This window comes from Bacteroides pyogenes, from assembly GCF_014196225.1.
Lineage (GTDB): Bacteria > Bacteroidota > Bacteroidia > Bacteroidales > Bacteroidaceae > Bacteroides > Bacteroides pyogenes_A.
Genome location: NZ_JACIDI010000012.1, coordinates 22,079 through 48,163, shown reverse-complemented (window position 1 = coordinate 48,163; position 26,085 = coordinate 22,079). Strand labels below are relative to the sequence as shown.

Here is a 26,085-nt window from a genome sequence, read left to right as displayed (position 1 = left end):
ATTTTGTTTTTAATATATTAATTATCAATTTATTATCATAAACACGATTACTCCATCCGAATGCTTCTTACCGGATCGTCCGAAGCGATGCGCCCCGCCCTTATCAGCACACATCCGGTAATCGCCGCCCATATCCCCAACGCCACATACACCAATGCCCGGACATCGGGATAGGCATACTCGTTGAATTGCTCCAGCCACTTCGCTCCTACCGCCCAAGAGGCGGCAATCCCGATGCAAAGCGCGGGAACGGCCACTCGCCACACCTCTTTCGCAAGCATCGCCAGCACTTCCGACGCTTGCGCCCCGTTCACCTTGCGGATGGCAATCTCCTTGCTTCGCAGCCGTATTTCGTCATTCACATAGCCCAACAACCCCATCAAGGCAATCAGCAGGATAGACACCGACGCCAGCCATACGGCGTTGCGGAAACGGGCGATGCCGGAGTATTGCCTGTCGAGCCTCCCGCGCAGAGAAACGAACACCGCATCATCGGCGGGAAACGCCTCTTTCATCACTTCGTTGAGCTTGCGCAGGTTCTCGTCAAAAGGCTCTTTCAGCCTCAGATAATGATGCATCGACCCTCGCGCGGCTATCAGCATGATGGGCAGCTGCGACTCGTACGCGCTGCGGATGGAGTAATCGGGCACTACGCCCGCCACCGTCATTTTACTGCCGTCGTAATAAGACACTTGCCGGCCTATGGGGTCACCTGTCCAGCCTGCCTGCCTCACGAACTCCTCACTCACCAGTATTTCGCCTTCGGCGGCGACGTCTCTTCCTTTCAGCAGCCTGATTCCCATCATGGACACGAAACCGGGATCCACCCATTCGATGCGCGTATCCACCTTGCGGTTGTCGCCCGCGTCGAACGTATCGCCGCTATACCCCGAACAAATCAGCTGGTTGGCGGCCCCGTAGCTCTCTACCATGGGCAGGTTGCGGAAAAAGGCTGCGGCATTGTCGTGCCCGCCTCCGAACTTGAACCAGCACGTCACCACCCTGTCGGGGTTGTAGCCCACGTCTTTCGTCATCACCATGCGGTACTGCCAGAGCACGAACACCAGAAAGCCCGAAACGAACGCCATCCCCGCAAACTGAATGAAAAGCAGCGGACGCTTCCACGAAGTTTTCCGTTCGGAATACCGCTTGAAGACCTGCGTCACAGGGACGGAGGCAAACAGTAGCGCGGGAAGCACGCCTGCCAAGGCGAAAACCAGCCCCACCGCCAGAGCGGGCGCCCATACCGTCTGCCACGTAAAGAGCGAGCTCAGGCGGGCGGAAGCCATGTCTTCGATGAAGTCGCGAAACTGCCACATCAGCAGCGCGACAAGCCCCAACGAGACGAGCAGAATGAGAAACGCCTCCATCAGAAACATCCTGAGCACATCGCCGTCGGTAGCTCCGCTGCATTTGTGCACTCCGATGGCTTTGGCCCGCTTTGCCAGCGAGGAGACCGATATGAGCACGTAGTTGAACGCCGCCACGAGCAAAATGCCGAAAGCCAGCACAGACATCACCACGATCATGGTGCGCACGGCGGAATTGTCGAAGTGCATCCGCTCCAAGGGATGAAACGCGAAGGTTATGTTTCTCCCGGTCTTCTTGCCGAAATCGGGGATATACCTCTTGAGCATATCGGGCAACCGCCCCTCTACCGCCTTCACCCCCGAAGAGGGGTTACGGAAACGGACAATCGAACGGTAGCTTATGTCGTAGCCCCATCCCCCGCGTCCGGCGTTCCACAGCACAGCCATGGGAATAACCGCATCGAAGGCTATGTCGGTATTATCGCCCATATCCTCGAAGACACCCCGTATGTTGAACGGCGTTTTGCGGTCGGCATACAGCACTTTGCCCACAGCATCCGCCGGATTGCCCGAACCCGCCACTTTCGACGCCAGCGCGCGCGAAACGAAAATCGCGTTCGGATCCGAGAGTTCTCCCGGTTTGCCCGCCAGCACGCCGATTCCCAGCGTCGGGAACAAATGTTCGTCGGCATACACCGTTCGTTCCGACAGGCGCGTGTCGCCGCAGTAATATACCGATTCCCCCTTCTCCCTCAGTATCGTGGCGTCTTCCACCTCTTCGGGAAAATTCTCGCGCACAGCCGCAGAGAAAGGGCCGAACGTGTAGGGAGCGCCTTTCCCCTCACTCATCTCTTCAAATCCGCTCAGGTACGCCACATAAAGCTCGGCGGGGCGGCGCAGGAAATTGTAATAGCTCAGTTCGAACGCCACGCGGGCAAACAGCAGGATACCGACAAAAAGCCCCAGCGTGAGTGAAACCGTCTTGATGACGTTCGAGCCTCGTCCGCGCAGCAAAGTCTGAATGACATAGTAAATCTGTTTCATGGTTTGTCTCATTTTTTTCGGGCATAAACAGCCGCTTTCTATAAAGCAGAAAGCGTGCCAAAACACATAAGGCATTGATAACCAGTATAAACATCCGGTTGCTGCTCTGCCCCACTGTCTAATAATCATACACCGGCGTCTAAAATTCATACAGGCAAGCCGTGTGCCCGCAAAGCTGCATCGCCGGGCCTTCTTTTGCAGGAGACTTACAACGGAAAAAACAGAGGTTCCAATCAAAGAAAACGGTATCGACACAGATGAAACCTTTATGATGTCGTTCATTTTCTTCTATTTGTTTGTCAAAACGTTTTTGTTCTATTGATTTATAATCATTTGCAACAAAATCTTCAAGTAAAGGAAGTGGATAAGTAATTTTATTCACATATTTCTCTAAATAGTTCACCAAATCAATATACACCTTATGTTCCGCATTTGTCAGTCTTGACCTCAAATGATAATGTTTGTATCTTGATGAAATGTTCTTGTTCAAGTTCCTCTATGAAATATAAGAAATCAGCTACTTGAAAATAGTATTTACTTAAACCCATAAACTTTATTTCCATGCTTCCTCATTTTTCCAATCGTGGGTAAATCCCATTGCAGCTATATCTACTGAAAGAAAATCCGCCAATAATCCCGAAAGTTTTTCGTTGAAGTTATTATTGGGAGAAACCGAAAAGAGGAAATATCGGATTATGCACAAGCGATAGTAAATCCGTTTTTTATCAACTTTTGAGGTATCAATCCATGCATTTTTAGTCTTTTTGGGTTCGGCAGGATTCAACATAAAATCCCTGTTCCATACTCTCGCATGGTGACAACACATATTGCGGAGGTTGGCAAGCACCGTCAGCCACGAGATAAAAACCTGTGGTTTCAGACCGAAATAATCGGCAATGCGCTTCATCAGTTGGTTGCTGGCTATATTGGAATAGATGTAGTTCAAGTTACCGAAAGACAAAACTTCCGTTATCATCCATGCAGGAGGATAACTTTCGATATAGTTACGCCTAAAATCTTCAATGTAGTCTTCTTTGCTTGATGCCAATTCCTTTTCTATGATTGTCAAAGTCTGGTTGAACTTTTCCTGATTGGCAAAACATTCCGGTTTCGTTATCCAATACCTGTCATTCAGTTCCTGGCATCCGATATTTGCTAATACGCTGCGAATGGCTACTTCTATTTTCTCTATTTCGTTGAAAAGTAGAATACGTAATTTCTTGTCAAAGCGATAGAGCGTCAAGACTTGTTCAAAAGTAGTTCCCTCTTTTAGCAGCAAATCCCTTTTGGGAGTTTTATAAAAAGGATAGATGTATGCTGAAAGACGATGATAACCGATATTCATCAGATATTTTTCTACCTTATGCTCATCTTTTATGAGCATTCCTCTTGATTTTAGTATTTGAACAATTTGTTTCGGAGAAGAATATGGTTTGGCGAAACTTGTTTTCATAGTATGTATAATAAAAAAAAACGACCCGCCGATTTGAGCATTGTGAAGAGGCTTGGCAGGTTCTAATGATGCAAAGGTAGTAAAATTGTTTGGAATAGCCAAATAATCTGTAATATAATGCTCAAAAAACATGAAAAACAGGTTGAATGGCTATATCTTCACAAAATAATTCAATATTCGACGGAGCATAAGTCGGGATTTTAATGTAATTATCACAAAGGCTAAATAGTGATGCTAAAATGGTACTGAATTATAAAATCACCTTTTTATAATGCTTACAAAATACATAATATCAATGTATTGCAAATTTTATATCTTGTCTATCACCGGCGTCTAAAATTCATACAGGCGGGCCGTGCTCCCGCAAAGCTGCATCGCCGGGCAGAGTGTCAACGGAGGGAATCGGAAAAACAAGCCGATTCGAACCCAAGCAGGGCGATTTGAAATAAACCAGACAGCGTTTCCATACAACTGCCGGGAAAGCCCCGCCGGGCAAGCAAAAAACGAAACCGGGGCAAACAAAGGCTCCGTCGGAAGAAAACGGAGTCGCCAATCACGAAAGAGAGAGATTCTGTTTTTCCGAAAAACGGACTTTCCCGCAGCCCGGAAAACAGTCCGTCGCCCTCCCCGAAAACAGGCTCAAAAGTGGAACGCCAAACGGAACGCTTTTTCGCGCTCGTAATCATCTGCATGACTGACCATTACGAGAGTTTCGTAATTTAGGGTGAAACGCTTTCTGGAACACTTAATAATATAAAGAAATAATAATAATATATTTTATTAAAAATATATTCTGATCGATTTTCGTATTTTCACTTATTTTCGCTCCACGCCAAACCGGAGAAAAAATATGCCGAACGGGTGAAAAAAAATAGGTAAAAAGATTGACATCGCCCGTAAAAAAACGTATATTTGCACATAGAAAATCACTACTGAAACCGACTATGAAAAAACCTCTGCACACACTTTTCCGCCGCGCCGACATACAGCCGGCAACCGGACAAAGAACCCTGCACACACTTCTCCACTACCCCGACACACAGCCCACAGCCGGGCAAAGAACACAGCACACACTCTTCCGCTACCCCGGCACACAGCCGGCAACCGGACGAAGAATACGGCGCACACCTCTCCGCTACCCCGACACACAGCCGACTACCGGGCGAAGAGTCCTGCTCGTACTCCTCTGCTGCATCCTGCTTGCGGGATGCGACCTGATAGACTATCACCCCTACGACGTCCGCATCACCGGCGAAAGAGACGTGAACGCCCGCAACGCCGCACGGATAGAAGCTGCGTGCAAGGGCAAGAAAACCATACGATTCGTCGCCATGGGCGATTCGCAGCGGTGGTATGACGAGACGGAGAAATTCGTGAAAGAGATAAACAAGAGAGACGACATCGACTTCGTAATACACGGGGGAGACATAAGCGACTTCGGGCTGACGAAGGAATTTCTGTGGCAACGCGACATCATGAACGGACTGAAAGTGCCCTACGTTGTCCTGATCGGCAACCACGACTGTCTGGGCACGGGCGAAGAGGCGTACCGCCGGATATTCGGCCCCACGAATTTCGCTTTCATCGCCGGAAACGTGAAGTTCGTATGCCTGAACACCAACGCGCTGGAATACGACTATTCGGAGCCGATACCCGACTTCGACTTCATGGAGAAGGAATGGACGAACCGGAAGGGGGAGTTCGAAAAGACGGTGGTAAGCATGCACGTGCACCCCTACTCGGACGTGTTCAACAACAACGTGGCGAAGGTGTTTCAATACTACGTCACACAATATCCCGGCCTGCAATTCTGCACGGCCGCCCACAACCACAGCTTCAGCGACAAGGTTCCGTTCGACGACGGAGTGCACTACATCGTGAGCGACTGCATGAAAAACCGCAGTTACCTTGTTTTTACCATCACCCCCGAAACATACGAGTATGAATTGGTTAAGTTCTGACAATACGCTCCGCCTGTGCGGCATCGCCCTGCTGTTATTTTCTACCTGCTGCCGCAACCTTCCCGCGCAGCCCGTTCCCGCCGAGAATGCCCGCTCTGTCGGCACGATAAAGCCAAGTCAGGCGCCCATCGCAGAAAACGCCTCCGAAAGCTCCCCCTGCACTGCCGGCACGATAAAGCCGAGTCAGACTCCCACCGCAGAGAGCACCTGCGACAGCGCCGTCTTCGATTCCGACACGATAAAGCCAAGTCAGGCGCCCATCGCAGAGAGCACCTGCGACAGCGCCGTCTTCGATTCCGACACGATAAATCCGAATCAGGCGCCCACCGCAGAAAACGCCTCCGGAAGCTCCCCCTACATTGCCGGCACGATAAAGCCGAGTCAGACTCCCACCGCAGAGAGCACCTGCGACAGCGCCGTCTTCGATTCCGACACGATAAAGCCAAGTCAGGCGCCCATCGCAGAGAGCACCTGCGACAGCGCCGTCTTCGATTCCGACACGATAAATCCGAATCAGGCGCCCACCGCAGAAAACGCCTCCGGAAGCTCCCCCTGCATTGCCGACACGGTGATGCCGAACCCCGAACCGCAGAACCGATACGACCGCCGCGTGCACCGCTTCCGCCGGAAATGGCAACAGCTCATACCGACGCACTCCAAAGTGCAGTTCGCGGGAAACATGGGGCTGCTCTCCTACGGCATGGGATGGGACTATGGCAAACGGAGCCAGTGGGAGACCGACCTGCTGCTGGGCTTCATCCCCAAGCATTCGTCGAAAAGAGCCAAACTGACCATGACGCTCAAGCAAAACTATATGCCGTGGAGCGTGGGGCTGGGGGAAAGATTCTCCGTCGAGCCGCTGGCGTGCGGGCTTTACATGAACACGGTGTTCGGACACGAATTCTGGGTGAGAGAACCCGAACGCTATCCGAAAGGCTACTACGGCTTCTCGAGCAAAATCCGCTTCCACATCTTCGTCGGGCAGCGGCTGACATACGACATCGACCCGCAGTGGAGGTTTATGGCGAAATCGGTCACTTTCTTCTACGAGATCAGCACCTGCGACCTCTATCTGGTGAGCGCCGCGACCAACAGTTACCTCCGTCCGCGCGACTACCTGAGCCTCTCTTTCGGACTGAAATTCCAGTGGCTATGAAATATTTTCGTACTTTTGTGCCTAATCCATATTTTTACCTGACATGACCCGACCCGGAACCATCGTCGTAGTAGACGACAACAAAGGCGTGCTGACCGCACTGCAAATGCTTCTGAAAGACCGATTCCGCAAAATCGTACTTCTCTCTTCGCCCGCTTCGCTCACGGCGACCATACGCGAGGAGAAGCCCGACGTATTGCTGCTCGACATGAATTTCTCCACAGGAATCAACACGGGCAACGAGGGGCTTTTCTGGCTGCGCGAGGTGAAGAAACAGCAGCCGGAGCTTCCGGTGGTGCTGTTCACGGCATACGCGGACATCGACCTCGCCGTGAGGGGAATCAAGGAAGGAGCGGCGGACTTCATCGTAAAGCCGTGGGAGAACGCCAAGCTGGTGAAAACGCTGGAAGACGCCGTGACATCTGCCCGTACCCGGAAGGGGAAAAAGAAAAACATGGCGCATGCCGCCGCAACGCCGGGAATGTACTGGGGAGAGAGCGAAGAGATGAAGCAGCTGCGCGCGCTCATCGGCAAGGTGGCGGCAACCGATGCCAATGTGCTGATTACGGGCGAGAACGGAACGGGAAAAGAGGTGCTGGCGCGCGAGATACACCTGCTGTCGGGACGCAGGGAAAGGGAAATGGTGGCGGTGGATATGGGGGCGATTGCCGAACCGCTGTTCGAAAGCGAACTGTTCGGGCACGTGAAAGGTGCGTTCACCGACGCTTACGCCGACCGTGCGGGAAAGTTCGAAACGGCGGACAAGAGCACGTTGTTTCTGGACGAGATAGGCAACCTGCCGTGCCACCTGCAAGCCAAACTGCTGACCGCCATTCAGCGCAGAAGCGTGGTGAGGGTGGGAAGCAACACGCCCGTGCCGGTGGACATACGGTTGATATGCGCCACCAACCGCAACTTGCAGGAGATGGTGGACAGGAAAGAGTTCAGGGAGGACTTGCTCTACCGCATCAACACCATTCACGTGGAACTGCCTCCCCTGCGCCGCAGGAAAGAGGACATCGTGCCGCTCGCCCGGCTGTTCGCGGCAAGGTTCTGCAAGCAGTACGGCAAAGAGCCGGTGGAGTTCACCCGCGATGCCGAAGAGAAGCTGGAGGCATACCCGTGGCACGGTAACATCCGCGAACTGGAGCACGCCATCGAAAAGGCGGTGATCATCAGCGACGGAACGCAGATTCCCGCCGAGCTGTTCCGGCTCTCCGCCCGCCCGGCGGAACAACCGGAGAAGGCGGCTTCCACACTCGAAGAGATGGAAAGGCGGATGATACGCAAAGCCATAGGAACCTGCAACGGCAACCTCTCGGCAGTGGCGGCGCAACTGGGCATCACGCGGCAGACGTTATACAACAAAATGAAAAAATTCGGGCTATGAACGCACTATTCCGAAAAATGTCGGGGCACTGCCTCGTAGGCATACTGCTCACCGTCGGCCTCTGCTTCGCAACGGCGGCGGCAGCCTTCGGGGGCGAATACGCGGGGGCGGCCCTCCTCGCCGTCCTGCTGGCGCTGAGCATGGCATGGCAGATACGCATGTACCGCAGGCATACGCGCGAGGTGCTCTTCATGCTCGACGCGCTGGAGAACAACGACAACAGCTTCCGGTTCGACGAAACATCGGGCACGGGAGAAAGCCGCGCCGTACACGAGGCGTTGAACCGTGTGGCGCAGATACTGTACCGCGTGAAGACGGAAACGGCGGAACAGGAGAAGTATTACGAACTGATACTCGACTTCGTGGATACGGGGGTGCTGGTGCTCAACGACAACGGGGCTGTGTACCGGAAGAACAGGGAGGCGATGCGGCTGCTGGGACTGACGGTGTTCACGCACGTCAGGCAGTTGCGCAACACAGACAGCCTGCTGGCGGAACAGTTGGAGGCGTGCCGGGCGGGCGACCGTATGCAGGCGACGCTCCACAACGAGCGGGGAACGGTGAATCTGGTGATCCGCGTGTCGGACATAACGGTACGGGGAGAGCACTTGCGCATCCTCGCGCTAAGCGACATCAACACCGAGCTGGACGAGAAAGAGGCGGAATCGTGGATACGGCTGACAAGGGTGCTGACGCACGAAATCATGAACTCAATCACTCCCCTCACCTCCATCAGCGATACGCTTCTGTCGGCTCCGGAAGGCAAAGACGCCGAAACAATCCGGGGCTTGCAGGCCATCAGCGCCACGGGCAAGGGGTTGCTCGCCTTCACCGATTCTTACCGCCGCCTCACGCGCATCCCTCCGCCCGAACCGGTGTTGTTCGACGTCAAGCCGTTCATCGAACGAATGATCGCCCTCGCCCGCCATCAGTATCCGTGCGGGCACATCCGTTTCGAAACGGAGATATGCCCCGAAGAGCTGATTCTGTATGCCGACGAGAACTTGGTGTCGCAGGTGGTCGTGAACATACTGAAGAACGCCATTCAGGCCATCGGCGACCGGGCAGACGGACGGATAGACATCAAAGCCTCGTGCAACGACAAGGAGGAAGTATGGATAGAGGTAGGCAACAACGGGCCCGCCATTCCTCCCGAAGCGGCGGAGCACATCTTCATCCCGTTCTTCACCACCAAGGAAGGGGGAAGCGGCGTGGGGCTGAGCGTTTCGCGCCGGATCATGCGGCTTTCGGGCGGCAACCTCGTGCTGCTGCCGGGCAAGGAAACCCGGTTCAGAATGAACTTTAAATGAAAACCAAACCGTATCCGATATGTATTCGACACTCATAGACAATCCGCTGTTCAGGGGCATTGCGCCCGAAACACTCTCGTCGGCTCTGGCAGAGGTCAACTTCCGCATGCGCTCATACAGGAAAGGAGAAGTTCTGGCAAGGCAGGGCGATGTGTGCAACCGCCTCGTGATTCTCGCCAAAGGGAGCGTGCGGGGCGAGATGATCGACTATTCGGGACGGCTCGTGAAGGTGGAGGACATCGCCGCTCCGCGGGCTTTGGCCCCGTTATTCCTCTTCGGCGATGAAAACCGCTATCCGGTGGAGGTGACTGCCAATGAGCCGACGGAAACGATCGAAATACCGAAATCGGGCGTATTGGAACTGTTTCGCCGGAACGAACGCTTTCTGGAAAATTACATGAATCTTTCCGCCAATTACGCCCGCACGCTATCGGACAAGCTGTTCTTCATGTCGTTCAAAACCATCCGGCAGAAGATCGCCTCGTATCTGCTGCGATTGCACAGGCAGCAGGGGCAGTCCCGCGTCAGGCTCGACCGCTCGCAACAGGCGCTGAGCGACTACTTTGGCGTATCTCGCCCCTCGCTAGCACGCGAACTGGCACGCATGCAGGAAGACGGCCTGATAGCGGTCGACCGCAAGCTGGTGACCATCCTGCGGACAGATGCCCTCACGCAACTGATACGGTAACAGACGGAGAACGGCGCACGCAAGCCGGTGAGCACCTTGCAGGCAGACGCCCCATCCAACTGCTACGGCAAAGCTGCCACCTGCATCCCCTTTCCCCTCCCGATCGGAAGCGAACCGAAAAAACGAGCCGTTGTAACATTGGTTACAAAACCGCCCGGCACTTCTCCCCTATCTTTGCACTCATAATGAAGAAACCAACTAAAACGTAGAAATTATGAGTATGTTCTGTTATCAATGTCAAGAAACCGCCATGGGCACAGGCTGCATCCTGAAAGGGGTATGCGGCAAAACATCCGAAGTATCGAACCTGCAAGACCTTTTGCTCTTCGTAGTGCGCGGAATCGCAGTCTACAACGAACGTCTGAGCGAAGCGGGAACACCTTGCGAAGAGGCCGACAAATTTATATACGACTCACTATTCGTCACCATAACGAATGCCAATTTCAGCCGTGAGAATATCACCGAAAAGATAAAGACGGGGTTGCAACTGAAAAGGGAGTTGGGCAAGAGAGTTGCGGTGGACAACGCTCCCGACGAATGTCTATGGGACGGAACGGAGGAAGAATTTGCAGAGAAAGCGGCGACGGTGGGCGTGCTACGCACCGCCGACGAAGACATCCGCTCGCTGAAGGAGCTGGTGCACTACGGACTGAAGGGAATGGCGGCCTATGCCGAACACGCCGGCAATCTGGGACACAAGTCGGCGGAGATTTTCGCTTTCATGCAGCATGCGCTGGTGCAGCTCACACGCACGGACATCGGCGTGGAGGAACTCATCGGGCTGACGCTGGAAACGGGAAGGCACGGCGTGACAGCGATGGCTATGCTCGACGCCGCCAACACGGGCGCATACGGCAACCCGGAGATTTCGGAAGTGAACATCGGAGTGCGCAACAATCCGGGTATCCTCATCAGCGGGCACGACCTGAAAGACCTCGAAGAGCTGCTTCAGCAGACGGAAGGCACGGGAGTGGACGTGTACACGCACAGCGAGATGCTGCCTGCGCACTACTACCCGCAGTTGAAAAAGCACAAACATCTGGCGGGCAATTACGGCAATGCGTGGTGGAAGCAGAAAGAGGAGTTCGAGAGTTTCAACGGTCCCATCCTGTTTACGAGCAACTGCATCGTTCCTCCCCGCTCCAACGCCTCATACAAAGACCGCATCTACGTGACGGGCGCATGCGGGCTCGACGGTGCGTTCTACATCCCCGAACGGAAAGACGGGCAACCGAAAGATTTCTCCGCCATCATCGCCCATGCCAAACGATGCCTGCCCCCTGTCGCCATCGAAAGCGGGACGATTACGGGAGGCTTTGCCCATGCACAGGTGACGGCGCTGGCGGATAAGGTGGTGGAAGCGGTGAAAAGCGGGGCGATACGTAAGTTCTTCGTGATGGCGGGTTGCGACGGACGGATGAAAAGCCGCGACTACTACACCGAGTTTGCCCGCAGGTTGCCCGCAGACACGGTAATCCTGACGGCAGGGTGCGCGAAGTATCGCTACAACAAGCTCGAGCTGGGCGACATCAACGGCATCCCCCGCGTGCTCGACGCCGGACAGTGCAACGACAGCTATTCGCTTGCTGTCATCGCCCTGAAGCTGAAAGAGGCGTTCGGACTCGACGACATCAACCGCCTCCCGATTGTCTACAACATCGCATGGTACGAGCAGAAGGCGGTCATCGTACTGCTGGCGTTGCTTTCTCTGGGTGTGAAACAGATTCATCTCGGGCCTACCCTTCCCGCTTTCCTTTCACCGAACGTCACGAAAGTGTTGGTGGAGCAATTCGGCATCGGAGGTATCAGTTCGGTAGACGAAGACTTGGTGAAGTTTCTGGCCTAAAGGGAATGCAGCGGGAACGAAGCTGCCTCATCACAGGATTTCGGGGCGGAGTACTTGAAGCAAAGAGAAGATGAAGCGATCACTTTTGCATTTTGTAGTTATTTTGAAGTAGCACGCTTAAAGTAAAGCGAGGACAGAGCAATCGCTTTTGGGCTTTGTTGCTATTTCGGGGCAGCCGATTTGAAGCTAAGCAAACACAGAACAATCGCTTTCGGGTTTTGTATTACTTCGGGGCAACCCGCTTACAAGTAAAGCGGGGCTGCCCCGAAATTTTACGCCTCTTTAGGTAAAATCAGGTTGAGCAACACTCCCACCAGTGCCGCCAGTCCGATGCCCGACAGAGAGAAGTTTCCCCAGCTCAGCACCGCACCGCCGATGCCGACCGTCAACGTCAGCGAAACAATCACGATGTTTCTCGTACGGCTCAAATCCACGCAGTTGTTCAACAGACTCCCGATACCGGCACAGGCAATGGTTCCGAAAAGCAACAGCATGATTCCGCCCAGCACTGCGGCGGGAATGGACTTCAGCAACGCACTGACTTTACCGATCACCGAAAACAGGATGGCGGTGACTGCGGCAATGCGAATCACTTGCGGGTTGGTGATTTTGGTCAGCGACATGGCGCCCGTAACTTCGGAGTAGGTGGTCACGGGGGGGCCTCCCACCAGTCCGGCGAAGAAACAAGCCAGACCGTCGCCCAATAACGTGCGGTGCAATCCGGGGTCTTTCACGAAATCTTTACCCGCAACGGTGTTCACCACATACACGTCTCCGATATGTTCTATCACCGGGGCAATGGCAACGGGAATCATGAACAGGACAGGCTCCCACGAGAAAGAGGGGAAAACGAATCGGGGAAGACCGATCCAAGCAGCGTCTCTCACTCCCGAAAGGTCGAGCCCGTAGAACAGCCAGGCTGCAAGATAACCGACTATGATTCCGCAGAAGATAGGAATCAGCTTCAGAAGCCCTTTCGCCTTCATGGAGACCACTACCGCCGTCAGCAGCGAAAGGAGCGCCAGCACCCAGTTTTCTTTCGCCATATCGACTCCAGCGCCCGCCAGAGACAATCCAATGAGAATAATCACCGGCCCGATGACGACGGGAGGAAACAGACGTTCGATCACTCTGCCCCCCTGCCACTTGACGAGGACGCTCATCAGGAAATAGACGAAAGCGACGCCGACCATGCCCGAAAGCGTGCCGGGCAACCCGTAAAGTTCGGTAGCCTTGATGATGGGAGCGATAAAAGCAAAGCTGCTTCCCAAGAAGATGGGAACTTTCCCACGGGTCACCGCATGGAAAATAAGCGTGCCGATACCGGCAGTGAATAACGCAGTGGAAGGGTCGAGCCCCACTAATAACGGCACAAGTACGGTAGCCCCGAATGCGACAAACAGGAATTGTACTCCTACCACCCCTTTCCGGAAAGGAGTAAGATTGTTTGAGTCCATAAAAGTGTAATATCGATTTATTTCGCACAAAATTAATCTTTTCAAATAAAATGACAGCTTTTTTGGGGAAAAATAATCGCGATTGCCGGAAGGCAGCCATTCAATCGGAGCGTATCCGTGAGAAAGCTACCGTCGTCTACAATCACCTTCGACGGAAGACAGCCATTGAAACGGAAAAAATCATCCGGAATTTTTGTCTAAGAAAAAGTACGTTTGCCTAAGAGGAAAAACAGATTCAAACAAACGGAAATATCTTTTCAGGCAAAGGCCGATTTTTACTCAGGCCAATGAAAATGTTTATGTAGACAAAAGCGGAAATCTTTTCAGGCGGGAAACAAATATCCTCCGAAGAGATTTTATTTGTTTTCAAATAATGCGTACCTTCGCGCAAAATATAAAACTGACAAACGAACGATTACTTTACAACCATCTGATTTATTATGGCATTTACAGCAGAAAACATCATATTGGTAGGCTCGGTCTTACTATTTGCCAGCATTGTTGCCGGAAAAACCGGCTATCGCTTTGGCGTACCCGCGTTGCTATTGTTCCTCTTAGTGGGTATGCTGTTCGGAAGCGACGGATTCGGATTGGAATTCCACAATGCCAAAGAAGCGCAGTTTATCGGCATGGTCGCCCTGAGCGTCATTCTGTTCTCAGGCGGAATGGACACGAAATTCAGGGAAATAAAACCGGTGATGGCGCCGGGCGTCGTACTGTCGACGATAGGGGTCTTGCTCACAGCTCTCTTTACGGGTATCTTTATCTGGTGGCTGTCGGGCATGAGCTGGACCAACATCCACTTGCCCCTGACCACTTCACTGCTGCTCGCCGCCACCATGTCGTCTACCGATTCGGCATCGGTGTTCGCCATTCTCCGCTCGCAAAAGATGAACCTGAAGCACAACCTTCGCCCCATGCTCGAACTCGAAAGCGGAAGCAACGACCCGATGGCCTATATGCTTACCATCATCCTGATACAGTTTATCCAGTCGGCGGGGATGGGTATAGGCACGATGATCTCTTCTTTCGCAGTACAGTTCATCGTGGGAGGAGCGTTGGGATACCTGCTCGGCAAACTCGCCATCCGCAAGGTGAACATGTTCAACATCGACAATCAGGCACTGTATCCCATCCTGCTACTCTCGTTCGTTTTCTTCACCTTCTCCGTCACCACGCTGCTGAAAGGGAACGGCTATCTGGCGGTTTATATCGCCGGAATGATCGTAGGAAACAATAAGATTACCAACCGGAAAGAGATTTATACCTTCATGGACGGGCTTTCGTGGCTGTTTCAGATCATCATGTTCCTGTGTCTGGGATTGCTGGTGAATCCGCACGAAATGCTCGAAGTAGCCATAGTAGCTTCGCTGATCGGCATCTTCATGATCCTCGTTAGCCGTCCGCTGAGCGTATTCATATCGCTTCTCCCTTTCCGCGGCATCACCTGCAAGTCGCGCCTGTTCGTCTCTTGGGTAGGACTGCGCGGAGCAGTGCCCATCATCTTCGCCACCTATCCGGTAGTGGCAGGCATAGAGGAATCGAACCTTATTTTCAATATCGTATTCTTTATCACAATCCTCTCGCTGGTGATACAAGGCACTACCGTGTCGGCCGCAGCCCGCTTCCTGCAACTCTCCACCCCGCTGGAGAAAACGGGCAACGAATTCGGCGTGGAACTACCCGAAGAGATAGATACCGACCTGAAAGATATGACCATCACCGCAGAAATGCTCGAAAAAGCCGATACGCTGAAAGATATGAATCTGCCCAAAGGTACGTTGGTGATGATAGTGAAACGGGACGACGAATTCCTGATCCCCAACGGAAGTCTGAAACTGCATGAAGGGGACAAGCTGCTGCTTATCTCCGAAAAGCCGAAAGAAGCAGCAACGAAGGAATAGAAAACTTGCCTTTCACACACGCTTCTCCGACATTCATGCAGAGAACTATCCGACACATGCTTTCGATGACGTTTATGCAGGGAATTAGGCAACACAATGCTTTTCGATGACGTTCGTCCGGAGAAGTATCAACACACCCTTTCGATGACGTTTACGCAGAGAATTATGCAACACAATGCTTTCGATGACGTTTATGCAGGGAATTATGCAACACAACGCTTTCAATGACGATTGTCGAAGGAATTTCAGCTCCCGCCGCAAAGTCCGTTGCAAAGACTTCGCATACGCACGGTTTTGATGGCTCACGGATGGTTTATCGTCTCAATGCCGGCCGCACATGAGAGAGAACGGGAACAGAGTCCCTGTCCCGTTAATTTACCGTAAAAGTGAAATACAAAGTAGAGTTAATGTTAATGAAGTATTATTTTTGCGCAGTTTTAAACCAAATGTGCAAAAAAACTTATGAAACAAGGATATGAATTCATCGACTATATCGAACAAAGTATTATCGGCAACTGGGACAGAGACGCCCTGACAGACTATAAAGGAGTCACGTTTCAATATAAAGATGTAGCCCGAAAGATAGCCAAGTTTCACATCGTGCTGGAGAGTGCAGGCATCCGTCCGGGCGACAAGATTGCGGTATGCGGACGCAACAGCGCCAACTGGGCTGTAAGTTTTCTCGCCACGATGACCTATGGCGCAGTGATTGTACCGATATTGCACGAGTTTAAAGCCGACAACATACACAACATCGTCAACCATTCCGAAGCCAAAATACTACTTGTGGGCGACCAGATTTGGGAGAATCTGAACGAAGAGTGCATGCCTTTGCTGGAAGGGATTGTATCGCTTGCCGACTTCTCTCCTCTGATTCTGCGGAACGAACAACTGAGTTACGCGCTCGACCACCTGAACGAGATTTACGGGCAACGCTACCCGAAAAACTTCCGGCCGGAACATATCCGCTACCGGAAAGACCGCCCGGAGGAGCTGGCTATCATCAATTACACGTCGGGCACTACGGGCTATTCGAAAGGAGTGATGCTGCCCTACCGGAGCATTTGGTCGAATGTGGCTTATTGCCATGAGATGCGTCGCGTGAATCCGGGCGACCACATCGTTTCCATGCTTCCGCTGGGACATGTGTTCGGCATGGTGTACGACTTCCTCTACGGCTTCTCGGCAGGCGCGCACATCTACTTCCTCACCCGCATGCCCTCTCCGAAGATCATCGCACAATCGTTTGCCGAAATCAAGCCGAAGCTCATCTCGTGCGTGCCGCTCATCGTAGAAAAGATCATCAAGAAAGATATTCTGCCGAAAGTAGACGGCAAGATAGGAAAACTGCTGTTGAAAGTCCCCATAGTGAACGACAGGCTCAAAGCATCGGCACGGCAGGCTGCCATGGAGATATTCGGCGGAAACTTCGACGAGATCATCATCGGGGGCGCTCCTTTCAATGCCGAAGTGGAAATGTTCTTAAAGAAGATAGGCTTCCCCTACACCATCGCCTACGGCATGACGGAGTGCGGACCTATCATCTGTTCGAGCCGGTGGGATATGCTGAAGACGGCTTCGTGCGGGAAAGCGGCAAGCCGGATGGAGGTGCGCATCGATTCGCCCGACCCGCGCAACCAAGCCGGAGAGATTGTATGCAAGGGCATCAACCTGATGCTCGGTTATTATAAGAACCCGGAAGCTACGGCACAGATTATCGATGCCGACGGATGGCTGCACACGGGCGACCTCGCCACGATGGACGAAAAGGGGTACATCACGGTGAGAGGACGCAGCAAGAACCTGCTCCTGACCTCTGCCGGACAGAACATCTACCCCGAAGAGATCGAAAGCAAGCTGAACAACCTACCCTTTGTAGCCGAGTCGCTCATCGTGCTGCAGCACGACAAACTGGTGGCATTGATCTACCCTGATTTCGAGGATGCTTTTGCCCACGGTCTCCAACAGCCGGACATTGAAAAGGCGATGGAGGAAAACCGTGTCGAGCTGAACCGACAACTTCCCGGATACAGCCAGATCGCGAAAGTAAAGATACACTTCGAGGAGTTTGAGAAAACAGCCAAAAAATCCATCAAACGCTTCATGTATCAGGAAATAAAAGAATAAAAAACGCTAATGCAAACAAGGACATTGAATAAAGTGTCCAATATTCAGATAGATTGAACGGTTCAATCTCAATATTAATCTATATAGACCAAAAACTTAAAAATCCATATTATATGGCATAAAAACTCAGGGAGACGTACTTTATTTATAATCTACAAGCAAAGCGACAAAGGCTCTCACGAAACGGGAACTTTTTCAGCGCCCTTAATGTCAACAAAGCTTTCCACTTATAAGCCCTTATCCATCAGCAAGTGAAAAGGCAGAAATAGCTCAACGGGCACAAGCTTCTTCACTTCGAGACCCTTATCTCTCAGCAAGTGAAAAGGTAGAAATGGCTCAATGGGCACAGGCTTCTTCACTTCGAAGCCCTCATCTCTCAGCGAGTAAAAGGGCAGAAATAGCTCAACGAGCACAGGCTTCTTCACTTCGAGACCCTTATCTCTCAGCAAGTGAAAAGGCAGAAATGGCTCAATGGGCACAGGCTTCTTCACTTCGAAACCCTCATCTCTCAGCAAGTGAAAAGGCAGAAATAGCTCGACGAGCACAGGCTTCTTCACTTCGAGCCCCTTATCTCTCAGCAAGTGAAAAGGTAGAAATGGCTCAATGGGCACAGGCTTCTTCACTTCGAAGCCCTCATCTCTCAGCGAGTAAAAGGGCAGAAACGGCTCGCAACTAATTTTCTTCGAAACATTTTCGGGTGCATAGTTGTATTATACAAAGAAATATTTCATTTCTCACAACATCTAAAAAACGAAAATGTATGAAGACCATAGGCTTGACCCAAAAGAGTTTTATAGAAAAAGTAGGAGATTATTCGACTTATCCCGGCAATTGGCAATTTAAAGGCGACAAGCCTTGCATTGTCGACTTCCATGCTCCTTGGTGCGTGTATTGCAAGAATCTCGACCCGATTCTGGAACAATTGGCCAACGAATATAACGGAAAAATAGACATCTACAAAGTGGATATCGACCAAGAGCCGGAACTGGAAAAGGCATTCAACATCCGCACTATACCCAACTTGCTGCTTTGCAACACGGATGGAAAGACGATGATGAAACTCGGCACGTTAAATAAGGCTCAACTGAAGAAGCTGATCGAGCAAACGTTTTTTACCCGTTGAGCCGCAAAAAGAATGATGTCCGAAAGCGAAAAACACGGGAAATAGTTCGCGCCTAAGGCCTCCGGGTTTATAAAGAATGTGTAAAAACAAAAAGAGACCTCACACCGAAACCGCAAGTGAGCTGATAACGTGTCTATAAACAATACGTAAAAACAAAAAGCCGTCGCAACTTGAAATCATCCGGCTGCGACGGCTTTTGATGTTCTAATAAAGAAGCAATAAAAAAACAAACTGCAGATGAAATTACCTGCAATTTGTTTCGATCGCCCTCAAATCTTCTTCTGTTCTGAGCGGAAAACGAGACTCGAACTCGCGACCCTAACCTTGGCAAGGTTATGCTCTACCAACTGAGCTATTTCCGCAACAAAAAACCTTTAAATCATTGTAAAGATATGAACTATTGAACTCCCGCGACATCACTGTCGCACTTGTGCCCAGAACAGGACTCGAACCTGCATGCCTCTCGACACACGCACCTGAAACGTGCGCGTCTACCAATTCCGCCACCTGGGCAAAAGATTTATTCCAATATATCAAAGATGTTGGAGCGGAAAACGAGACTCGAACTCGCGACCCTAACCTTGGCAAGGTTATGCTCTACCAACTGAGCTATTTCCGCATACACCTTAATTTGTTGTGAAGAGAAGGAGACTCGAACTCCCACGACATTGCTGTCACTACCCCCTCAAAGTAGCGCGTCTACCAATTCCGCCACCTCTCCATTAGTAATTAAAGCTCAATCTTTGTGCCCAGAACAGGACTCGAACCTGCATGCCTCTCGACACACGCACCTGAAACGTGCGCGTCTACCAATTCCGCCACCTGGGCAAAAGATTTATTCCAATATATCAAAGATGTTGGAGCGGAAAACGAGACTCGAACTCGCGACCCTAACCTTGGCAAGGTTATGCTCTACCAACTGAGCTATTTCCGCATTTGCGGTTGCAAAGGTAGCCATTTTCTGTAAATTTGCAAACATTCCATCATCTTTTTTACAAGATTCTAACAGCAGCCTGAGCACCGTAAAAACAATTGTTTTGATAATCAACTCATTCTGTCGCGATAGTCTTCATAAGAAAAACGTTTGTATATCTGTGCCTTTCCCTCTTTCGTCCATAAAGCGATGGCAGGATGATGGATACCGTTGAACATTGTGGTTTTCACCATTGTATAGTGAATCATGTCTTCGAATATGATGCGTTCGCCCGTTTGCAGTTCGTGGTCGAAACTCCAAAACCCCATGTAGTCGCCGCTCAGACAGGAGTTGCCTCCCAAGCGGTAGATGTATTTTCCTTCATTTCCCGCTTCGGCTCCACGCACTGCCGGCTGATAGGGCATTTCGAGGCAGTCGGGCATGTGGCAGGTAAAGCTCACATTCAGAATAGCCGTTTTAATGCCTCGATTTTCTACAATATCCACCACTTCGGATGTCAGCACTCCCGTTTGCCAGGTAAAGGCCGATCCGGGCTCGAGGATAATCCGCAGATGAGGATAGCGCGACTTCAACTCTTTCAGCAGACGGATCAAATGCTCTGTGTCGTAGTCTTTGCGGGTCATCAGATGCCCTCCTCCCAGATTCAGCCACTTTATCTGAGGGAACCAACGGGAGAACCTTTTTTCCAGGTGATGCAAGGTGCGTTCCAGTTCAAAAGACGAGGATTCGCAGTGGCAGTGGCAATGAAACCCTTCTATGCCATGCGGCAATACGTCGGGCAACAAGTCGGCCGTTACCCCGAAGCGGGTTCCGGGTGCACAGGGATTATAAAGCTCCGTCTCCACCTCCGAGTACTCCGGATTCACGCGAATGCCGCAGGAGATACGGTTGCCATCGGCCTCTATCATCGGGTAGAAACGCCGGAACTGACCGGGAGAGTTGAAAGTGATGTGGCTGCTGCAACGCATAATCTCGGGGAAATCCTCCTCCGTATACGCAGGCGAATAGGTATGCGCCTTGCTGCCGAACTCCTCGAAAGCCAAACAGGCTTCGTATACGGAGCTTGCGGTGGAATGATCTACATATTCGCGGAATATGGGGAAAGAGCGCCACATGGCAAATGACTTGAAAGCAAGAATAATCTCTACCCCCGCACGGTCGGCAACGCTTTTTATCAAACTCAAATTTCTTCTCAGAAGCTCCTCCTCCATGATGTAGCAAGGGGAAGGAAATTGTGTAAAATCTATCATAATTATATCGGTAAGATGATTGTGATTTCAAATTCACAGCCACTTTATCTGCATGAATTGAGTTGCAAACTTACAATAAAAAGTAAAACATTTGTTCCAAAACCCGAAATTAATTTGCCCGGGTTCGAGAGTTTGTTAACCTGAGTCCGAGTTGCCTGATAATACGCAGAAACGGAAAGTCGGTGATGTCCGAGAGTTTGTTAGTCCGAGTCCGGGAGTTTGTTCGGCCTGAGAGTTATCAATAACTCCCGCCAACTATAAATATCAGGAATCTCAAGGTTTATCAAACCATACAATCATCACTGCCGCAACAAGCTGCGAGCATGACGTTCACCGCAGGAAAACTGCTTTTAACATTGCCGTTGCGAACCTTTTCGGCAATTCCGAATATAGAATCGGCAGCCTCAAGAATTGATCGAACCACGCCGCTATCGCCTTTCCCGCAAACTGCGAGCATGACACGGACTCGCGAAGGCAACCTGAGCAAAGCGCAGCGCATACTATCGCCTTTCCCGCAAACTACGAGTACGGCACGGACAATATTACAGGCCCCTTCAGCTTTGCAACGGGCAATATTCACTACGCACAAGAATATAGCGTTCAATGCAGGAAAACTGCTTTTAGCATTACCACTGCGAACCTTTCCCGCAAACTGCGACCACAACACGGACAATATTACAGGCCTCTTCAGTTTTGCGCCGGGCAATATTCCCACCGAACAGGAATATAGCGTTCAACGCAGGAAGATCTGCGCAGACACTGCCGCCCCCCTATCAGCGGCAACAGGCAACCTGACGCCGATGTTCGTTCGCGGCGTAAACGAGAAAACAGATAATAAATGCCAGCGGCAGCAGGCAACCTAACGCCCCCGGGCAGGTAACGAAAACTCCTGAATGTCGCAAATCGCCCCATTCGCTTCCGCAACCGCCACACGGAATAACACCTCTCCGCTCTTCAGTTTTTTCCCGGCATAAACAGTAGCCGTGTACTTAATGCCTTCGCCCGGAAGAATCTCTTCGATCATCACCGTAGAGGAAATACCGATATGTCTGACCCTGCCTACCGTTTGCACCACCGGAACGATATTATAAGCAGGATGCTTCCCTTCGTTCATCACTTCGAAGATAATCTTGCAACTCTCACCGGCATCGATTGCCTGATTCCGGTTGTCGTCGATAAAACGAAGCTTGCTCAGTTTCAATTGCGAAACGGCATGTCGTGCCGAAGGGTATCGCTCCACCACCTCAGGGGTATAACCCCTCTCCTCTGTCTTCTCGCTTTTAGGGGCGGTCATCACATGCCCGATGGCGGCTCCGGCAACCGTACCCACAATCGTTCCGATGGCCGAACCGCGATATCCGCCTCTCCATCCCCCCTCGCTTTCTCCGATAATTCCGCCTACGGCGCCGCCGATATTTCCTCCGATAGACGCCCCCACACCGATGGCAGCAGGGCTTCCCATACGTCCGGACGCACATCCGCTCAGCAAAAGAGCGGCCAATAAAATGGATGTTAATTGTCTGTTCATCATATTCGTCGTTTTAATTGGTTCATTCGATTACTTTAAAGCGTGCAAAACGCAGCAACAGCTGTTTCTCGCCTACATTTTCGAAACGGATGGTGGCCTTTGCGTTATCGCCGCTTCCCTCTACTTTCAGCACATCTCCCGAACCGAAACGTTCGTGCTCTATCCTCTGTCCCGCCCGCAATCCATACATGTTTGCCGGATCCCCTTCCATCCCCGATGTGCCTTGCTCCATTCCTGCGGCCTGCAATCCATGCATGGATGCCGGATCCTGCGAAGCGGGAGAACGGTCGGCAAGCGCGGCGGTCACCTTCTTCAGTTTTCTCGGAAGCTCGGAGCCTGCAACCTCCTCTCGGTGATACAACCGTTCGGGCTGCCGGCTTACGGAATGAGCGGAGGAGAGTTTAAGGTAGCGGGTATCTATATCGCGCAAGAAGCGACTGGGAGTTCCGAATTCCATCTTTCCGTACCGAAAACGGGTTTTCGAGAAAGACAAGAAGCAATGCTCCTCGGCACGGGTGATGGCGACATAGAACAGCCGGCGCTCTTCTTCCAGCGCACGGGGAGAATCTCCCGCCATGCCGCTCGGAAACAGGTTTTCTTCCAGCCCCACCACGAAGACATTCTTGAACTCCAATCCCTTGGCGGAATGAACCGTCATCAGCGTCACTTTCTCCCCCTCATCCGTTTCGTCCGTGTCCAAGTCGGAGAACAGCGACACTTCAGACAAGAAATCGATCAGGGAGATATTCGGGTTGCCCTCTTCCTGCCGCAAGGCGCAAAAGTCATTCATCCCGTTCGCCAGCTCCTGAATGTTTTCCTGACGGCTCAGGTTCTCGGGCGAAGAGTCCTGATACAGCTCGTTCATGATGCCCGACCGTCGAATGATATCCGTTCCTGCCTCGTAAGCGTTCTTCTCGGATTGATCGGCGATAAAGCTCTCTATCAGCTCGCGGAAGCCTTGCAGCTTGGCATGCGTGCCTTTGTGAATCTCGAGCCCGTATGCCAGCGGCTCGCACACAACCTGCCAAAGGCTCACCCCATGAGCCGTGGCGGCCGATATGATTTTTCCCACGGTAGTCTCGCCGATTCCGCGCGCAGGGTAGTTGACCACCCGCTTAAACGCCTCCTCATCGTCAGGGTTCACCACCAGACGGAAGTAAGCTATCACATCCTTTATCTCTTTGCGCTGATAGAAAGAGAGTCCCCCGTAAATCTTATACGGTATGCCTCGCTTCCTCAACGCCTCTTCAAAGATACGGCTCTGGGCATTCGTGCGATACAATACGGCATAATCGCCGTATCCGTACGCATATTCGCGGCGCAGGCCGGCTATTTTGTTCACCACGATCTCCCCTTCTTCCACATCGCTGTATGCTTGAAACACGCCTATGGGTTCTCCCTTGTCTTTTTCGGAGAATACGGCTTTCGGTATCCGCCGCTCGTTCTTCTCGATCAGGCTGTTGGCAGCGCTCACGATCATCTGCGTGGAACGATAGTTCTGCTCCAGCTTAAAGACTTTGGTTTCGGGATATATCTTCGTGAAATAAAGAATATTATCGATGTCCGCGCCACGGAAAGAGTAGATGCTCTGGGCATCGTCGCCCACAACGCAAACCCGGCGGTTCGCTTCGGTAAGTTGCAGCACGATGGTATGCTGGGCGTAATTCGTGTCCTGATACTCGTCTACCAAGACATAACGGAACTGCTCGCGATAGCGTGCCAACACCTCCGGAAAGTCGCGGAACAGCATGTATGTGTACACCAGCAAGTCGTCGAAATCCATAGCCCCCGACTGTCGGCAACGCTCCCAGTACATCCTGTATATATCGCGTATTGCCGGAACCCTCGCCGCCCTGTCCGCTTCGTAAGCCTCCCTGTTGGCGGCATATCCCGCCGGAAGCACCAGATGATTCTTCGCGTTCGATATGCGCGCCTGCACAAGTCCGGGCTTGTACACCTTCTCATCCAGCCCCATCTCCTTGATAACAGACCGCAGGAGGCTTTTGGTGTCGGCAGCGTCATAGATGGTAAACCGCGAAGTGAACCCGATATGCTGCGCTTCCGCACGCAGGATGCGCGAAAAGATGGAGTGGAACGTGCCCATCCACAGGTAGCGCGCCTTCTCCGCACCTACCCGGCAGGCGATACGCTCTTTCATCTCGCGCGCGGCCTTGTTGGTGAAAGTCAGCGCGAGTATATTCCACGGCTGATATCCTTCCTCCAGCAGGTAAGCAATCTTATACGTCAGCACGCGCGTTTTTCCCGAACCGGCACCGGCTATCACCAGCGAGGGACCGTCGTTGTAAGCCACCGCAGCGTATTGGCCTTCATTCAATTCGTCTCTATATTTGGTATCCATGCTCATTGTCCTAAAATCGTCCCGACGGATGCGCTCCGTATGGCCGCATTGCCACGAAGAATCCGACAGGACAAAAATAAACTATTATTGCGAGAATAAAGGGGTTTTGTATTATTTTAAGGTTGTATTTCACAAACCGCGATGAACATTTTACAGACAAACACCGTTAGTATAATGAATCCCTAAAACAGAGATTTATGAACACTATATTAATGTCTTTAATAATGATGATTATGACTTATGAAATGCCAAAACTTCCATACGCGAACAATGCTTTGGAACCTGTAATCAGTCAGCAAACAATAGATTTCCACTACGGAAAGCACCTGCAAGCATACGTGAACAACCTCAACAACCTTGTTCCGGGAACAGAGTTCGAGGGCAAAACCGTAGAAGAGATAGTAGCTTCCGCCCCCGACGGCGCGATCTTCAATAACGCCGGACAAGTATTGAACCACAACCTGTACTTCCTTCAATTTGCACCGAAACCCTCGAAGAAGGAGCCGTGCGGAAAATTGGGAGAGGCGATCAAGCGCGATTTCGGAAGTTTCGAAAACTTCAAGAAAGAGTTCAACGCCGCCGCTGTCGGATTGTTCGGCTCGGGATGGGCATGGCTGTCGGCAGACAAGAACGGCAAGCTGCACATCACCAAAGAAGCGAACGGCAGCAACCCGGTGCGTGCAGGATTGAAACCGCTGCTCGGTTTCGACGTATGGGAACATTCGTACTATCTGGATTACCAGAACCGCCGCGCCGATCACGTCGAAGCTCTGTGGAGCATCATCGACTGGGAGGTAGTGGAAAAAAGATACTAACCGATAGGAAACAGAAAAAAGGCAGATGCTGCCTGACTATGACAAGGGGCTGTCCGGAGAAACGACAGCCCCTTATTTATTACCCGCAAACCACAAACGGAGCTTGACGTGCAACTGAAATTCGAAGAGCTTTTTTATGTGCAGTTGAATAGCAAACCACAAACGGGGCTTGACGTACATCCGCAGGCCGGGTGAATAAAACAAAAGCTTCGAGAAAAGGAAGCTTCCGTTTCACCGGATTCCGCAGAGCAGCACAGCTTCATCCTTCAGCTGTTTCATCACGGAAAGCCTTCGTTTGATTCTGCCAGCCCCTTTGTTCCACCGGATTTCGAAAAGCAGCACAGCTTCATCCTTCAGCTGTTTCATCACGGAAAGCCTTCGTTTGATTCTGCCAGCCCCTTTGTTCCACCAGATTTCGAAAAGCAGCACA

Annotated in this window: 19 protein-coding genes, 6 tRNA genes and 3 pseudogenes; 11 read left to right on the top strand and 17 right to left on the bottom strand. The window is 51.7% G+C overall.

Translation table 11 applies throughout. The features are described 5' to 3' along the window. Window positions 1-47 precede the first annotated feature (47 nt). The 3 genes from GGR07_RS09185 to GGR07_RS09175 form a co-directional block, all read right to left on the bottom strand. Window positions 48-2,354, bottom strand: coding sequence for an FtsX-like permease family protein (locus GGR07_RS09185; RefSeq protein ID WP_122056707.1), 2,307 nt, complete (start codon window positions 2,352-2,354; stop codon window positions 48-50). A 139-nt stretch (window positions 2,355-2,493) separates the two neighbouring features. Further along, window positions 2,494-2,736: a hypothetical protein gene (locus GGR07_RS09180; protein ID WP_147298144.1), complete on the bottom strand. Its 243-nt coding sequence runs from the start codon at window positions 2,734-2,736 to the stop codon at window positions 2,494-2,496. Window positions 2,737-2,907: 171 nt separating this feature from the next. After that, the gene (locus GGR07_RS09175; protein WP_034543743.1) at window positions 2,908-3,807 is read right to left on the bottom strand and encodes an Abi family protein; all 900 of its coding nucleotides are present in this window, start codon (window positions 3,805-3,807) and stop codon (window positions 2,908-2,910) included. Between the two features lie 1,172 nt (window positions 3,808-4,979). Between GGR07_RS09175 and GGR07_RS09170 the strand changes: the two genes are divergently transcribed. Continuing rightward, entirely contained in the window at window positions 4,980-5,768 is a 789-nt protein-coding gene (locus tag GGR07_RS09170; protein ID WP_034543742.1) for a metallophosphoesterase family protein, read from the top strand. A 34-nt stretch (window positions 5,769-5,802) separates the two neighbouring features. Here the strand turns inward: GGR07_RS09170 and GGR07_RS14170 are convergent, their stop codons facing one another. Beyond that, window positions 5,803-6,423 (bottom strand): hypothetical protein, encoded by a 621-nt coding sequence (locus GGR07_RS14170; RefSeq protein ID WP_183200488.1) that lies wholly within the window; start codon window positions 6,421-6,423, stop codon window positions 5,803-5,805. Here GGR07_RS14170 and GGR07_RS09160 point away from each other — a divergent pair. From GGR07_RS09160 to hcp, 5 genes and pseudogenes are all read left to right on the top strand, one after another. Further along, window positions 6,361-6,924 (top strand): annotated as a pseudogene (locus GGR07_RS09160) (hypothetical protein); the annotation flags it as partial. The gene GGR07_RS14170 and the pseudogene GGR07_RS09160 overlap by 63 nt on opposite strands. A gap of 43 nt (window positions 6,925-6,967) precedes the next feature. After that, entirely contained in the window at window positions 6,968-8,314 is a 1,347-nt protein-coding gene (locus tag GGR07_RS09155; protein ID WP_122056575.1) for a sigma-54-dependent transcriptional regulator, read from the top strand. Further along, on the top strand, window positions 8,311-9,624 hold the full coding sequence (locus tag GGR07_RS09150; RefSeq protein ID WP_122056574.1) for a sensor histidine kinase: 1,314 nt from the start codon (window positions 8,311-8,313) through the stop codon (window positions 9,622-9,624). Before GGR07_RS09155 ends, GGR07_RS09150 begins: the two co-directional genes overlap by 4 nt. 19 nt (window positions 9,625-9,643) lie before the next feature. Continuing rightward, the gene (locus GGR07_RS09145) at window positions 9,644-10,312 is read left to right on the top strand and encodes a Crp/Fnr family transcriptional regulator (RefSeq protein WP_021646538.1); all 669 of its coding nucleotides are present in this window, start codon (window positions 9,644-9,646) and stop codon (window positions 10,310-10,312) included. 214 nt (window positions 10,313-10,526) lie between these two features. Further along, window positions 10,527-12,158 (top strand): hydroxylamine reductase, encoded by a 1,632-nt coding sequence (hcp, locus tag GGR07_RS09140; protein WP_172545189.1) that lies wholly within the window; start codon window positions 10,527-10,529, stop codon window positions 12,156-12,158. 272 nt (window positions 12,159-12,430) lie between these two features. Here the strand turns inward: hcp and GGR07_RS09135 are convergent, their stop codons facing one another. Beyond that, window positions 12,431-13,615 (bottom strand): uracil-xanthine permease family protein, encoded by a 1,185-nt coding sequence (locus GGR07_RS09135; RefSeq protein WP_034543732.1) that lies wholly within the window; start codon window positions 13,613-13,615, stop codon window positions 12,431-12,433. Between the two features lie 440 nt (window positions 13,616-14,055). On the opposite strand from GGR07_RS09135, the gene GGR07_RS09130 reads away from it, so the two are divergent. Both GGR07_RS09130 and GGR07_RS09125 read left to right on the top strand, forming a co-directional pair. Next, the gene (locus tag GGR07_RS09130) at window positions 14,056-15,519 is read left to right on the top strand and encodes a potassium/proton antiporter (protein WP_034543731.1); all 1,464 of its coding nucleotides are present in this window, start codon (window positions 14,056-14,058) and stop codon (window positions 15,517-15,519) included. A gap of 462 nt (window positions 15,520-15,981) precedes the next feature. Then, window positions 15,982-17,646 carry a long-chain fatty acid--CoA ligase gene (locus GGR07_RS09125; RefSeq protein WP_122056572.1) on the top strand — a complete coding sequence of 555 codons (1,665 nt, stop codon included), beginning with the start codon at window positions 15,982-15,984 and terminating at the stop codon, window positions 17,644-17,646. 227 nt (window positions 17,647-17,873) lie between these two features. Here GGR07_RS09125 and GGR07_RS09120 read toward each other — a convergent pair whose 3' ends face one another. Further along, a complete protein-coding gene (locus tag GGR07_RS09120) occupies window positions 17,874-18,269 on the bottom strand; it encodes a hypothetical protein (RefSeq protein ID WP_034543730.1) in 396 nt (131 codons plus the stop codon). Window positions 18,270-18,406: 137 nt separating this feature from the next. Between GGR07_RS09120 and GGR07_RS09115 the strand changes: the two genes are divergently transcribed. Further along, entirely contained in the window at window positions 18,407-18,769 is a 363-nt protein-coding gene (locus GGR07_RS09115) for a thioredoxin family protein (RefSeq protein WP_021646545.1), read from the top strand. 289 nt (window positions 18,770-19,058) lie between these two features. Here GGR07_RS09115 and GGR07_RS09110 read toward each other — a convergent pair. The 7 genes from GGR07_RS09110 to nspC all read right to left on the bottom strand — a co-directional run bounded on the left by GGR07_RS09110 (window position 19,059) and on the right by nspC (window position 20,953). Further along, a tRNA-Gly gene (locus GGR07_RS09110) sits at window positions 19,059-19,131 on the bottom strand. A 69-nt stretch (window positions 19,132-19,200) separates the two neighbouring features. Beyond that, window positions 19,201-19,282: transfer RNA gene (locus tag GGR07_RS09105), tRNA-Leu, on the bottom strand. Window positions 19,283-19,312: 30 nt separating this feature from the next. Then, a tRNA-Gly gene (locus GGR07_RS09100) sits at window positions 19,313-19,388 on the bottom strand. Between the two features lie 18 nt (window positions 19,389-19,406). Continuing rightward, window positions 19,407-19,490, bottom strand: a tRNA-Leu gene (locus tag GGR07_RS09095). Window positions 19,491-19,515: 25 nt separating this feature from the next. After that, window positions 19,516-19,597 (bottom strand) — tRNA-Leu (locus GGR07_RS09090). Window positions 19,598-19,627: 30 nt separating this feature from the next. Next, window positions 19,628-19,703, bottom strand: a tRNA-Gly gene (locus GGR07_RS09085). 110 nt (window positions 19,704-19,813) lie between these two features. After that, window positions 19,814-20,953 carry a carboxynorspermidine decarboxylase gene (gene nspC, locus GGR07_RS09080; protein ID WP_034544031.1) on the bottom strand — a complete coding sequence of 380 codons (1,140 nt, stop codon included), beginning with the start codon at window positions 20,951-20,953 and terminating at the stop codon, window positions 19,814-19,816. 455 nt (window positions 20,954-21,408) lie between these two features. Between nspC and GGR07_RS09075 the strand changes: the two genes are divergently transcribed. Further along, on the top strand, window positions 21,409-21,816 hold the full coding sequence (locus GGR07_RS09075; RefSeq protein ID WP_021646551.1) for a hypothetical protein: 408 nt from the start codon (window positions 21,409-21,411) through the stop codon (window positions 21,814-21,816). On the opposite strand, the gene GGR07_RS09070 is transcribed toward GGR07_RS09075, so the two are convergent. The 3 genes and pseudogenes from GGR07_RS09070 to GGR07_RS09065 form a co-directional block, all read right to left on the bottom strand. Then, the gene (locus GGR07_RS09070; RefSeq protein ID WP_034544034.1) at window positions 21,813-22,481 is read right to left on the bottom strand and encodes a glycine zipper domain-containing protein; all 669 of its coding nucleotides are present in this window, start codon (window positions 22,479-22,481) and stop codon (window positions 21,813-21,815) included. The genes GGR07_RS09075 and GGR07_RS09070 overlap by 4 nt on opposite strands. 22 nt (window positions 22,482-22,503) lie before the next feature. Next, window positions 22,504-22,665, bottom strand: a pseudogene (locus GGR07_RS14165) (hypothetical protein); the annotation flags it as partial. Between the two features lie 212 nt (window positions 22,666-22,877). Next, window positions 22,878-24,840, bottom strand: a pseudogene (locus tag GGR07_RS09065) (ATP-dependent helicase); the annotation flags it as partial. A 197-nt stretch (window positions 24,841-25,037) separates the two neighbouring features. Here GGR07_RS09065 and GGR07_RS09060 point away from each other — a divergent pair. Further along, window positions 25,038-25,655 carry a superoxide dismutase gene (locus tag GGR07_RS09060; protein WP_021646554.1) on the top strand — a complete coding sequence of 206 codons (618 nt, stop codon included), beginning with the start codon at window positions 25,038-25,040 and terminating at the stop codon, window positions 25,653-25,655. 231 nt (window positions 25,656-25,886) lie between these two features. Here the strand turns inward: GGR07_RS09060 and GGR07_RS09055 are convergent. After that, the coding region (locus GGR07_RS09055) for a hypothetical protein (RefSeq protein ID WP_183200484.1) at window positions 25,887-26,085 on the bottom strand (199 nt) is incomplete at its 5' end.

Excerpts from the sequence above, each read along its gene's own strand:
- GGR07_RS09185 (WP_122056707.1), bottom strand. The coding sequence starts at position 2,354 with ATGAAACAGATTTACTATGTCATTCAGACTTTGCTGCGCGGACGAGGC.
- GGR07_RS09175 (WP_034543743.1), bottom strand. The coding sequence starts at position 3,807 with ATGAAAACAAGTTTCGCCAAACCATATTCTTCTCCGAAACAAATTGTT.
- GGR07_RS09155 (WP_122056575.1), top strand. The coding sequence starts at position 6,968 with ATGACCCGACCCGGAACCATCGTCGTAGTAGACGACAACAAAGGCGTG.
- GGR07_RS09150 (WP_122056574.1), top strand. The coding sequence starts at position 8,311 with ATGAACGCACTATTCCGAAAAATGTCGGGGCACTGCCTCGTAGGCATA.
- GGR07_RS09145 (WP_021646538.1), top strand. The coding sequence starts at position 9,644 with ATGTATTCGACACTCATAGACAATCCGCTGTTCAGGGGCATTGCGCCC.
- hcp (WP_172545189.1), top strand. The coding sequence starts at position 10,527 with ATGAGTATGTTCTGTTATCAATGTCAAGAAACCGCCATGGGCACAGGC.
- GGR07_RS09135 (WP_034543732.1), bottom strand. The coding sequence starts at position 13,615 with ATGGACTCAAACAATCTTACTCCTTTCCGGAAAGGGGTGGTAGGAGTA.
- GGR07_RS09130 (WP_034543731.1), top strand. The coding sequence starts at position 14,056 with ATGGCATTTACAGCAGAAAACATCATATTGGTAGGCTCGGTCTTACTA.
- GGR07_RS09125 (WP_122056572.1), top strand. The coding sequence starts at position 15,982 with ATGAAACAAGGATATGAATTCATCGACTATATCGAACAAAGTATTATC.
- GGR07_RS09115 (WP_021646545.1), top strand. The coding sequence starts at position 18,407 with ATGAAGACCATAGGCTTGACCCAAAAGAGTTTTATAGAAAAAGTAGGA.
- nspC (WP_034544031.1), bottom strand. The coding sequence starts at position 20,953 with ATGATAGATTTTACACAATTTCCTTCCCCTTGCTACATCATGGAGGAG.
- GGR07_RS09075 (WP_021646551.1), top strand. The coding sequence starts at position 21,409 with ATGACACGGACTCGCGAAGGCAACCTGAGCAAAGCGCAGCGCATACTA.
- GGR07_RS09070 (WP_034544034.1), bottom strand. The coding sequence starts at position 22,481 with ATGAACAGACAATTAACATCCATTTTATTGGCCGCTCTTTTGCTGAGC.
- GGR07_RS09060 (WP_021646554.1), top strand. The coding sequence starts at position 25,038 with ATGAACACTATATTAATGTCTTTAATAATGATGATTATGACTTATGAA.